General features: G+C 39.1%; 10 protein-coding genes. All 10 read right to left on the bottom strand.

Annotated features, from left to right (window positions below):
- Positions 1–26: 26 nt before the first annotated feature.
- Positions 27–1,778 (bottom strand): asparagine synthase-related protein, encoded by a 1,752-nt coding sequence (locus tag I6F53_RS00190; protein ID WP_166419789.1) that lies wholly within the window; start codon positions 1,776–1,778, stop codon positions 27–29.
- A gap of 4 nt (positions 1,779–1,782) precedes the next feature.
- Entirely contained in the window at positions 1,783–3,198 is a 1,416-nt protein-coding gene (locus tag I6F53_RS00195) for an MOP flippase family protein (protein ID WP_166419788.1), read from the bottom strand.
- 33 nt (positions 3,199–3,231) lie between these two features.
- Positions 3,232–4,281 carry a TDP-N-acetylfucosamine:lipid II N-acetylfucosaminyltransferase gene (locus I6F53_RS00200; protein WP_197238144.1) on the bottom strand — a complete coding sequence of 350 codons (1,050 nt, stop codon included), beginning with the start codon at positions 4,279–4,281 and terminating at the stop codon, positions 3,232–3,234.
- A gap of 23 nt (positions 4,282–4,304) precedes the next feature.
- Positions 4,305–4,883, bottom strand: a complete 579-nt coding sequence (locus tag I6F53_RS00205; protein WP_197238145.1) for an acyltransferase — start codon at positions 4,881–4,883, stop codon at positions 4,305–4,307.
- Positions 4,884–4,918: 35 nt separating this feature from the next.
- A complete protein-coding gene (locus I6F53_RS00210; protein WP_197238146.1) occupies positions 4,919–6,025 on the bottom strand; it encodes a DegT/DnrJ/EryC1/StrS family aminotransferase in 1,107 nt (368 codons plus the stop codon).
- A gap of 147 nt (positions 6,026–6,172) precedes the next feature.
- On the bottom strand, positions 6,173–7,480 hold the full coding sequence (locus I6F53_RS00215; RefSeq protein WP_197238147.1) for a hypothetical protein: 1,308 nt from the start codon (positions 7,478–7,480) through the stop codon (positions 6,173–6,175).
- A gap of 474 nt (positions 7,481–7,954) precedes the next feature.
- Positions 7,955–10,036 (bottom strand): secretin N-terminal domain-containing protein, encoded by a 2,082-nt coding sequence (locus I6F53_RS00220; protein WP_231616498.1) that lies wholly within the window; start codon positions 10,034–10,036, stop codon positions 7,955–7,957.
- 30 nt (positions 10,037–10,066) lie between these two features.
- A complete protein-coding gene (locus tag I6F53_RS00225) occupies positions 10,067–10,561 on the bottom strand; it encodes a hypothetical protein (protein WP_197238148.1) in 495 nt (164 codons plus the stop codon).
- The gene (locus tag I6F53_RS00230; protein ID WP_197238149.1) at positions 10,558–11,148 is read right to left on the bottom strand and encodes a GspMb/PilO family protein; all 591 of its coding nucleotides are present in this window, start codon (positions 11,146–11,148) and stop codon (positions 10,558–10,560) included. Before I6F53_RS00230 ends, I6F53_RS00225 begins: the two co-directional genes overlap by 4 nt.
- A gap of 2 nt (positions 11,149–11,150) precedes the next feature.
- The gene (locus I6F53_RS00235; RefSeq protein ID WP_197238150.1) at positions 11,151–12,305 is read right to left on the bottom strand and encodes a hypothetical protein; all 1,155 of its coding nucleotides are present in this window, start codon (positions 12,303–12,305) and stop codon (positions 11,151–11,153) included.
- Positions 12,306–12,312 lie beyond the last annotated feature (7 nt).

Here is a 12,312-nt window from a genome sequence, read left to right on the forward strand (position 1 = left end):
TACCATATTCGCGCGCACTTGAAATTTCACTGTAAGCGTTTTAAATAAAGCTCCACAGTTAATAAACTACCTATTTTTTCAGGTTTTACTGTATCGCTCATGGTAAAAAAACTATTCACAGTTTCATCTACAAACTCACTGCCTAATAACTTTTTAACTTCACTATTGTCTTTACATAAGGTTTTTTTCACAAAGTGTTTAAATTGTGGCTCTCTTAACCACGTATCATAAGCAACATAATGCCTTTTGGGTGTTACGTTTCGGTATAATTTACGAGCTAGCGCTTCAAAAGCAGAGCCTTTAATTAAACCTTTTAAGCGTTGCTTTACAGGGCTTCTTGCAGGCTCAACACTTGTTGATTGCAACGAAATCGGCTTTCCTGTTTGCTGCCACGCAATCGTTTTAAAGTAATCAGGGTAATAACGCAGTAACATCGCATGATAAAGCTTGCCGTTACGGCGATATTCATCAGGTAACGAATACAAAAATTCCACTAAGTCATTATCCATAAAGGGTTTTAAATTATGTAGTTCATGGCTTAGTAAATCACTACCAGCACCAATAAAGCGCACACCCCGGTTATAAATTAAAACAGGGTCGTCATTAGCGTGTTTAAAATAATCATCTGTTATATTGGCATAGGGAGTATGTTCAAAGTAACGCAGGGCTAATCGTTGCTGTTGTGAAAGTGATGATTTATCCTCAGCAAATAAATAACTACCACCAAAGGTAACATCACCTAAATAACCGTTAAGTAAATAATTAGAATCAGCTGAAATATTACTTACCGAACTTAACGCATGCATATGTAAAATGTTTTTTAAGCCATCGGTTAGCCATACACCCTGCTCACGTCCTTCAAACCAGTTATGCTCATCAATACTTACCAATTGATTAGATACACCCGCAAGCTGTGCTACTTGTTTTGCCAATACAGCATCATCGCAGCCTGCTTCACCAAAGGTATAGGTTTTTATTGTGCCTTTAAAATGCTCTTTTGCAGCGGCTAGTAACACGCGAGAATCAAGCCCGCCGCTTAACGTTATAGCAAGAGTTGGTTGCTTAATTGTTTTTAAGCAGCGCGAAACTGCATTATCAAATAAGGTATAAGCATCATCTATTGCCTCATCAAACGTTATTGTATTATTTGTTTTAATATCGGCCCAACTCCAATATTGAGCGGTGTCATATTGTAAAGTAGTCATATTAATAGTTGTTATTGAAGCTGGGGCTAAACGTTTAATATTACTAAACAAGGTTTGTGTACCGAGCATATGCCCTACATCAACAAACGTTTTAAGAGCATTGAGATCAATTTGTTGCTTATAGTCAGGGTTTAACACAAGCGCTTTAGGTTCGCTTGCAAAGCCTTTAACTAAATTATTATCATCCCACATATAAAGTGGTTTTATACCAAAGCGATCGGTTACCAGGGTTATTTTTTGTGTTTGTTTATCAAAAATAACAAATGCAAAATAGCCATTTAATTGGCTACATAACTCACTTAAGTTACCAATTAAATACTGATTAGCTATAAGCTCAGCTACATCGCCTTGCTGGCAATCAATAGCATTTATTGAATACACATCACCCCATATATCAACGCTTAAATTTTGATTATTAAAATGATGATGTGCAATATCTGCCGTTGTTTTTATTAGCTGTTGATATTGCCCTTCTATACACCAGCTACTTGAAACTTTACCTGCCACCTCTAATAAACAAGGGTGAGTATCGGGTAATATATTTTTACCAATAAAACCTACTATGCCGGGCATTTTACTAACCTCTAATAAACTTAAATACTTTAATTAATTGTGGAGCTATAGCAAGCACATACCCAACACAAATAAACGCAAACAAATATACTGCCGGTAACATTAATAAAGGCTGTACACAAATCAAAATAAACAACGACACCATAGCAAATGCCAACACTGCTGGCGCAAGCGACAAAGCTAACCGCCCAAACGACAAGCCGCTCACTGGTTTTATTAAATACACCCAATGCAGCATAAATAACACAACTTGCAATAACACCAGCATCTTAACCATTTCAACAATGCCCAACTTAATGCTAAACACAATAATTAACGGCCTGACTATCGTTATTGCAATATTCCACCAAAAACCGCGTTTAACTTGCCCGCTTGCTCTTAAAAGTACACCGATAGGATTCATCATTGAAATAATAAGCATATACAAAGCTAACCAACGTAATAGCTCAGCATGCTCAAGCCATTGCTCACCAAACGTTAGGTTTAAAATTAAGCCCGGAAACAACGCCACAAGGCTATATAAAGGAATATTAATTAAACTAAGCAAACGTAATATCATGCTATATAACAGCGCTAAACTGTGTGTATGTTGATGATTAACCATGAGCGGAAACGCGACTTTATTTACAACCGGGTTAATAAGCTGTAGCGCAGGCCTAAATACAAGCGCTTTTACATAAGCATAAATACCTAATACTTCTGCACCTAATAACTTACCAATTAAAAGCTGATCTAGCTGAGCACTCATAAAATTAACAAAGCTTTCACCTGTTTGATATAAGCCATATTTAATAGGTTCCATAATACTATTTAACCGTAAACGCGTAAGCTTGGGCCGTAAATGTGTAAAACCAATTAACAAGCAGCTACTAAGCATTACTGCATTAATTAACTGCGATATAACAACCGAAAGCAAACGAAAATCAAATATAAGCAACGTAATAAGCACAATAAAGCTTACTACACTGGCAACTACCTCTATTTTAGCAATGCTATTAAAGCGCATAGCTTGCTGTAATAAAGCGAGAGGCTGCTGGCCAAAACTACGAATTAAAAATACCGGCGATAACCACCACAACAATAACGTAAGCGCCTGCATATCAAAAAAAAGCGCCACAGGAAACGCCATTACAAACACCACAGCTGAAATAAACAACCCCAGCAGCACGTTAACGATATAAAGCTGATTAAGTTGGTCTTTAACTAAATTTTTATGGAAAATAAGCGCATTTGAAATACCCGCGTCACCAAAAATTTGGGCAAAACTCACCACCAACTGCACAATAGCCAATATCCCCAGCTCCGCGGGAGTTAAATAGCGCGCCAGTACAATTAATTGCGCCAGCTGTAATACACCTTTGATTATGGTTGAAGACGCCGTCCACGACACGCCACTTAATGCATCGCGTGCTACGCTCATATTATTTTCTTACTAAAAAACAGACCCATTAAGCTACTCATGCAAGTTTTGTAACATAGCTTGCCATTTAGGTGCCAAAGCATCTTCTGTAAAGTGTTGCTGCATTAAGCTTGCATTTTTGCTCTCTTGCTTGTTTGCTAAATAGGCAAGCTCGGTAAAGGTAAATTTGGTGAGTTTTTGCGTTTTATATATGTCAAAACCAAGGGTTGATAAATGACTGTAGCTCGACGTACCATCAAGTAAAAACAAAGGCTTGCCCATAAGCAACATAGCATAAGCTACGTAAAGCCCTTGCTGCCTCTGTTGGGCAAACACAGTTAAATGCACCTCATTTAATAGCGCGTCGTATTGCTGTTTACTTAACATTGTTGTAATAGCATGTACTTTATTAGCAAATAGCGCATTTGCGTGGCTAATCACATCACTAACGTAATTTGGCTCACCACCATAATTAAGCGGCATTACTATTTGTATGTTGCTGTTTGCTAAATGCGTTAACTTATTAAGTGCATCAATATGGTTATTGCTTGGCGCTGCTGAGTTACCTACCAGTATTTTTAATGGTTGCTGCTCGCTAAACTCACTCGGCGTTGTTGTGCTAGCTACTTTCATACCTATCAGCGGGTAAGGTAGTACAGCTACATTTTTGCGCCACAGCACTGTTTTCGCTAATTGTGCATCGCCCGGGTTTAGTGCAAACACCTTATTAAAGTGCCTTATTACTAGCGCATGCAGCACATGCACAATACGCTGCTTAAGTGTGCGCCCCGGCTTTGTGTGGCGATACAGCTCCCCCCCCCATAACACACAGCTACTGCGTTTTATAATAGGATTAAAAAGCAGTTTTTTCCAAATATGCATATCAAATAAACCATGAAACACCACATTATCGGCTTTATTTAAGCTGTTAAATAAAGTAAATAGCTCGTCATTATTTGCATACGTTATAAAGCCCTCTACAGGCTGCGCCGATTTAACCCAAAATTGCTGTGTACAACTAGGCTTACATTGCAGCTCAAAAAATTGCTGCATGGGTAGGTAGTGGTGTGGAGTGTCGGCAAACACATGAATAACTTGGCTCATATAGTTTTACTCATATAATTGGCTCACTGCTGCTTGCTATTATAGTAATTTAAAAATGTAGGCACTAAATTTAGTAAATCTTTACTGCGTGGTTTTATGTATTTTGCTGGTTGACCGGCGTATATACCCCACGCTTGTAAGTCACGGTTAACTAGGGCTAAAGCACCTATAGCAACCCCCTCTGCTATATTTACATTAGGTAAAACAACACTGCCACAACCTATAATAACATGCTTATTAAGTGTAACAGGACCGTGCTCTACGTTAGTAAATTGGCTGTTAATTGTAGGATTGGTTAAGTACTCCCCAGAGTAATCGTCGCTACTTGAGTAAATAGCCACCCGGGATGAAATATTACAAAAGTCGCTAATAATTATTTTACCCGCGCCTATCAGCGAGCTGTAAACCGCTATATGTACATGGCTACCAATAGTAATACCGCCCTCACCTGCACTCAATACGCAAAAGTCATCAATACGCACGTTATTACCAATACTTATTAATCCAACGCCATAAAGCGATGCTTTAGTAGAAATACGCACATTTTTGCCAACACTTAAAAACCCTAAATCGAGTAGTTGTTGCTCTGTATATATAGCCAATTAAAAACTCCTTTTAATTGTAAAACCTGTATTCTTTAACTAGCCTGTTTAAGCGCTGTAATTAAGCATTCGCAAATTTCATCAACGCCACCAAGCGTTAAATCGGTATACATAGGTAAGCATAAAATACGCTCACTAATGTTATTAGCTATAGGAGTGCTACCTTGCATACCATAGGCGGGAACCAATGATAAACTCGGATAAAAATAACGACGTGTTTGTACACCGCACTCAGTTAATGCTTTTTGCACCTGCACGAGTACCGCTTCACTATTGAGTAAAACAGGCATATAAGCACCATTATTCTCGCCACTGTCATGCCATTGTTGCAACTGCACCCCGGCAATAGCAGCTAATCGCTCGGCATAGCGAGCAGCCAGAGCACGGCGCTGCGCTGTAATGTGCGGCAAGCCTTTAAATACACTTAACCCCATGGCTGCATGCATTTCGCTCATTTTAGCGTTTATACCAACAAATTCAGGGTGTTGTTGTGCGTCAAAACCAAAATTAATAAGTTGTTTTGCTTTTAAATAGTCGGCTTTGTGTTTAAAAATAATAGCGCCACCTTCAACACTATGAAATAGTTTAGTGGCATGCAAACTCAATGTTGCAGCGTCGCCATAGCGCAGTACACTTTCACCGTTAAGGTTACTAGCAAAAGCGTGGGCGGCATCGTAAATTACTTTTAAGTTATGCTGCTTTGCAACTTGCTCAATGGCATTAACATCGCACGGATTACCAAATACATGCACCCCAACAATAGCGCTGGCTTGGTTGAGTTGCATGGTACTTGCTTTGGTTATATCTATATTGTAAGTGTTAGGGTCAATATCAATAAATTCAGGGATAATACCTGCAAAGCACAACGAACTTGCAGTAGCGGCAAACGAAAAGGGTGTGGTTAATACGCTATTTTTTTTATGGGTATCAATATTAAGTGCTGCAAAAGCCACTTGCAGTGCCAGCGTACCATTAGCAACTAATAATAAATACTCAACATTAAAATACTCAGCCAATTGCTGTTCAAGCTGTTGTAAGCAAGGGCCATTATTTGTTAACCAACAACGCTCAAAAATAGTCTCTATATGCGCAGTGTAATCGTTTAATACTGGTAAAAATGGCTTAACAATGGGGTATTTCACTTTAAATGCTCACAAAACTAAACAGTGTCGCAGTGTAGCAAACAACGGATATTGAATCTAGATTCCTGATTTATTAAATTACAAGCATTAAAAAAGCGAGCCTAAGCTCGCTTTTTATTATAAACCAACTGGCTTATGTAAAACTAATTACTTAGTTTTCACACGGTCAGCATCAGCTCTGTGGTAGTAAACACCACTTACGTCGATGTCAGCAGCTGGAGAGTTAACTACAACTTTCACGTGTGCATTACCAGTAACACCACTTTCCGTTGCAAAAGCTTTAACTTCAGCAGAAATGTTAGTAGTTGCTTTAGGTGCAGCAGTAGCTGTTAAAGTTTTAGTGTAAGTTTTGCCACCAGCTGTAATATCTACAGTGATTGCACCAGCTACAGAACCAGTGTTAGAAACATTGATAGACTGGGCATACTGAGCGTCAAACGGCATGAAAACGATGTTTTCATCAAAGCCATTTAGAGTCCAAGCACCAGCAGAAGCTGAAGCGATAGTCTTAGTAGCAGCAGCGCCTGCAGCAGTGTTGTATTTGATTACAGAATCAATAGTGAACATTTGTGTAGGTAAGATTGGCGCTTTAGCGTTTGCTTTACCAAGAACAGTGAATGTTGCAGTCATTGGAGCTACAGCACCAGTAGCAACTACTGTGATTGCATCGCCAGCAGTGTTAATTGTTGGAGTTGCTAGTGTACCACCAGTTGCAGTGAATGCAGCAGCTAGTTCAGCAGCGTCAATACCTGCGTCGCCATCGCTTTCCATCCAAGAGAAATCACCCTTGATTACGTGAGTAGCGCCAGTGTAAGATACGTTGTGTGTGCCAGCAGCTGCAACAACAGGAGTAATTACTAAAGTATCAGTAGTGATTGAATCGTTACCAACAGTAAATTGCTTACGCTCGTTTTCAACATCAATTACTGCGTCAAGCTTAGTTGTTGCTGAAGAGCTTAGCTGTGACTTAGTAGTTACAACAGTAGAAGTTGCTGTACCAACGTTATCAAGATCTAAACCAGTAGATGTTTTTGCAGCGTAAGAAAGTTTAATATCGCCAGCAGCATCTATTACTGAAGTAGTTTTAAGCACTGCACCAGTTAAAACAAAAGTGTTACCAGAGAAAGTTTCACCTGAAGGAACGGCTGTTACACGAAAAGTAGCTGTAGATGCAGTTTTAGATAGTAGACCTACTGTAGGTGCACTAGTAAAGCCTGCTGCAGTAATAGATGGCGCAGAAGTAGTATCAAACTCAGCACCGCTTAATGTAATAGTGAAAGTGTCACCAGCAGCGTATTCAGCAGCAAGTGTAACTGTGTATGTTGGTACTGCAATAGTTGTCTGGCCTACAGCACCTTCTAAAGATACTACGTTAGGTGTAGCAGAAGTAACAGCAGCGTTAGCAAAACCAGCAACACTTGTAAGCGCTAGCGCTAGTAAAGTTTTTTTAAACATTTTTTATTCTCCAAAAGTTTCATGAAACAGGAACTTTCATTGTTCCCTTTTATATTTATGGCTGACCATGCACCATAGGCCGTCACCTAAGTGACTACTAATCAGACCAAGAGTAGTCTAAACATTGTTAGTTTATTGTCAAGCAATTAACTTAGCTTAAACTAATGGATTAATTCTACCGATTTACGTACCCGTTTACAACAACAAATAACCCTTTAAAATCAAGAGGGTAAAGTAGTGGCAACAGAAAAACACAGTTTATAATGTTCTTTCAAATTATTAATGATGTTATTTAATGTGTAGTTAATAATTTTACCAGCAAATAAATTTAGTAAATATCTAACGTAGTGTAAAAAGTTTATCTACCAACAGATAAATTACTATAAAAAATAAATTTAACGATGCTTAATTTGTAAATAATATCATAAAGAATAATTTTACATCAAAAATAACAACTTAAAAAGCACTTAATTATTACTTTTTAGTTACATCATCAACTTTATTCTCATCTAAATTAAGCTCTGTTAAACTCATTTTGAACTGGTTGTATGCACTTTCCCACTCTGCCGTTGAGTTAACAATACGTGGAGTAACCAATACTACCAATTCTGTTTTATTAGTATTATTGTCAGTGCCATCAAACAAACTCCCAATTAATGGTATCGTCGAAAAAAAAGGGACGCTGCGATCGCTCAATGTACTGTTTTCGCTAATAAGGCCGCCAAGCATTATTGTTTGACCATTACCGGCTATTACTTCAGTTTGTAGTGATCGCTCAAAAATAATAGGATTACCTTCGGCGCCACTCGCACTTGCTTGATTACTTATTTTTTGGGTTATTTCCATAAGCACTACCCCTTGGGCGTTTACTGTGGGGGTTACTTGTAGGTCAATCCCAGTTTCTAGGTATTCTACCGAGGTGCGCGAGCCATTTACTGGGTCGGTTACTATATCGCCCACTATAGGTATGCGGTTACCCACTGTTATACTAGCCTCTACACCGTCGCGCACTGCAAGGCTTGGGCGCGATAGCACATTAACATAAGTGTTTTTTTGTAATAGGTTAAAGGTAAGGTTACCCCGTGCGCCACTTAGCACATAACTTAAGCCCGAGTCGTTATTTTCGAGGTTGAAGCCGCCCTGCTTATTTGCCCCTTGGTTAGTTAAGGCAAACTCAACCCCTTGCTTAAACTCATCGGTTAGGGTTACTTCGGCAATCATCATTTCAAGCACTATTTGTTTTGGCATTATGTCTAGGCGCTTAATCATCGGCAATAAGTTGCGGTAGGCATCACCGGTGGTATAAAAAATAAGAGAATTAGAGCGTGAATCTACAACCATTTTCATGCCCTCTACACTTACAGACGCATTTTTTTTAGTATTACTGTTTGCATTATTTGTACGGCTATTAACTTGCTGATTTTGACTCGCCGCTGACGTATTACTACTTAGGCTTTGCGATGTGCCTCCGCCTAATAGCGCTTGTAGGCTTTCACCTAAGTCTGACGCTCTGGCAAATTCGGGGTTAAATACAAAGTACTGTTCTTGGTTGCCATCTGCTGGTTGATCTAATTGCTTAGACCAGTATGCAACGCGCTTTATAAAGCGTTTGTCGTTAGTAAAAAATACGAGAGTATTGGTACGCTCTATAGGCACTATTGAAACGGCTTGCTCGGTTGAGGCGTTAATACTGACAGATATGCCTTCTTGTTTCATTAAGTCTTGAAGTTTTTTACTTAGTTCGTCAACTGGTATAAAAGTTGATTTATACAACCCGATAGAGCGGTTTCTAAATGCAGGTTGATCGACCAGTTGCATAAACTCAAGCGCTTTGATTATGTCGCCGCGTTTACCTTTAAACATTATGGCTTGTTGGTCAAACAACGGAGTTGCATTAACTTTTGTTAGTTCTCTTATAGTGTTAGCCAATGGTGTTTGCATACCGGATTTAAAAGGCGCTAGTTGCACAATTTCATTGGAAGTATTTGGTACATCTTCAGGGCTCGCGCCATAACCATAAACTAGGTTACTCGATAAACCATCTTCCGATTTATGAATATAATAAACACCATCTTGATAGCGAATAAGTATATTACGCTCTTGCAGCATTTGCTCGCTTAGGGTAAATAATTTACGTTTGGTAAGCTCGTCTTGCAGATTAAGGGTCACTTTATCTTTTGAGTTATTTAATTGCTCCCCTAAAATATAATTTACGTTAAGTAGCTCACCAAATACATAATGCAGGTAGTCTTTTACTAATAGGCTGTCGGCAGTTAACTTAACGGTTTCGGTATTGCTAAATTGGTTTGCTAAATCGGTTTGCTCACTTTGGCTTGTTTTGTTACTTGCCAATGGCTCTAGGTAAGTAATACCGTGTTGCGCCGCCGTTTTTACAGCCTCGGTACTTGGGTTTTCGTCATCGTTTGCGACCACCGCTACTACGGCATTTTTTTGTAAGTACGATGGCTTTGGCGATATACCGCTATTGGTACTTTTACAACCAGCTAATACGCTACTTGCTAGTAATCCTAAAATAAGTGTTTTGCTGTGTTTCATAATTTTTCCGTGCAATAGTGTATTGAGCAATTAACCGCGCTGGTACATTACTAAGGTAATATGTTGTGGCGCTTTGTTAAGGGCCACTTGCGTGTTTGTCATTATAGTAAGCGTATACCCTTGTATACTTTGCTCGTTTAAATATTTAACTAAGGTTGTTTGCTGCGTTTTAATGTTTTTTTGCTCTATGAGCGCATAAGGCGTAGGTGCAAAAATAACGGCTTTTAGCTTTAATTCTAAGTCGCCTGCAAATAAGCTAAGTAATTCGCCTTGTTGCTCAGCTTGCTGCGCGGCGGTTAAACCCTGCTCTGTTTGTACGCTTTTAGCTGGCTTGGCGTAACGGCTAAATAATGTAGTAAGCTCTTTGTGCGCATTGCTCGATAACAGCGGTAAAGGCTGAGTGTTATTATTACTTGTGTCAAAGTTGTTTTGCGCATGTGGTGAGGTTTGTATAAAACGCCCGGTAAAGTCACTTATTAATAACAATATACATACGGCAATAACGCCAATAGTTAATTTGCTCATTGCGCCTCCTGCGTTTGTACGTTGCTTTTAGGTGGCTGCTGCATATAAAACGCCAGCTCTATGGTGCCATCTACCCTTCCTAGCTGTTCGTCATTTTGACCTTTACTATTTATATTAAAGGTTTTTAGCTCAGCTTTGGGTGTTGCGCTTTCAAGCTCTGTAATTAATTTTGTAAAGTCGAGCATTTGCCCTTTTATGCTTAACCGTAGTTGGTGGCGCATTAGTTGCCCATTGGCCACTAAAATACTAGGTAGCCAATTGCTGGTGTTTATTTGTAGTTGGTGATTAGCAACGGTTTGTTCTATTTGTTGTTGCATGGCCAGTTTAAACTCGTCTTCGGGTTTGTAATTTATAAATAAACTATTAATGGCTTTTAGCTGCGTACTAATACGCTGTTGGCTTTGAGTTATTTGGGTTTGGTTAGCAATTACATTTTGCGATTTACTTACCCGCTTTTGTAAATTAGCTAAGTTAGCTAACTGCTCGTTTTGCCAGTCAAATAGTGGTACAACAATAAATTTTAACACTATTAATAATGCAAGTACGCCCAGCGCTATTTGTTGTTTAGGCTGTTTTATGTCAAACATGGTTATTCAGCCTCGCTTATTGGGTTGCTTACTATTGGCTTTGCTTGGTCTTGTAGGGTGTTAAGTGTAAAGCTAATTACAAAGCTCTCTCCACGGCGCTCTTTACGCGATGGGTAGTCAAACTTGGCATTATTTACGCGTGGGTTGTTTATTATTATTTGTAGGGCGTCGGTGGCTTTATCGGCGTTGCCACGTAATATATAGCGGCCATCTTCAAAGCGTATATTACTAAGCTCTGCGGTGGTAAACAATTGCTGCAACACAAAAAATAATGAGCTGGCTATTTGCTGATTACTCGTAAATGTTTGTAAAGTGCTGAGCTTGTCGCTTGATGTTTGAAACTGTTCAAGAGTTGTAAGCGCTTGGTTAACACTGCTTTTATTTTGTTCAAGCTGACTTTGCAAACTTTGCGTTTTATACACTAAATAACCACTTGTTAGCGCCCCATAAGCAATAAATAGCGCAGAAATAATAACGGCTATTTTTTTTAACTGCCCTTTACTAACCAGCCCACCGGGAAGCGTAAAAAATGAGGCTAATTGCTTTACAGGCAAAGCTTTTAAGCCTTTTATAAGGGTGTGTGCATAATGCGCAGGCTCGTTAATATTAATAACGTGCTTGCAGGGTACGCCAAACATGGCGGCAAAACGCTCAGGGCTATTAACAAGCGGGCTTGATAAGGCCGAAAACACACTTTGCTGATGCTGCGTAGTAAACAATGCACTAAAAACATGAGTACTGACGACTTGTTCGGCCGCGAGTGTTTGGCTAATTAATACGGTTTCGGGTAGGTTTAACCACGCTTTAGGCACGTTTGCAAAACGCCAATGCGTTACTTTGCTTTGATCTTGTTCAAGGGTGCTAATAATATAAGCACTATGCGTATTAGGTTCGCGATTAGCTGTTTGGCTGTTAATTTTTATTAAATTTACAAGCTCTTTTTTATTACTTATAGGGTAATTTTCACTTTGCTCTGAGTAGTGTTTACGCCCCACAATTTGTATTAATGCTGCGCTTGCGTTTAAATCGCTACTAGCCGGCTCTAAGGTAAATTGCTGTTGGTTATTTAGTGCAAAGCGGTGAGGCTTATCGCTGTAGTAAACTACATTTTTGCACAGCCATTTTTTTATCCACAATGTTAGTTTACTTTTTATCATTAAATGC

Origin of the sequence: Pseudoalteromonas sp. SWN29 (assembly GCF_015864465.1) — a bacterium.
Classification (GTDB): Bacteria; Pseudomonadota; Gammaproteobacteria; order Enterobacterales; family Alteromonadaceae; genus Pseudoalteromonas.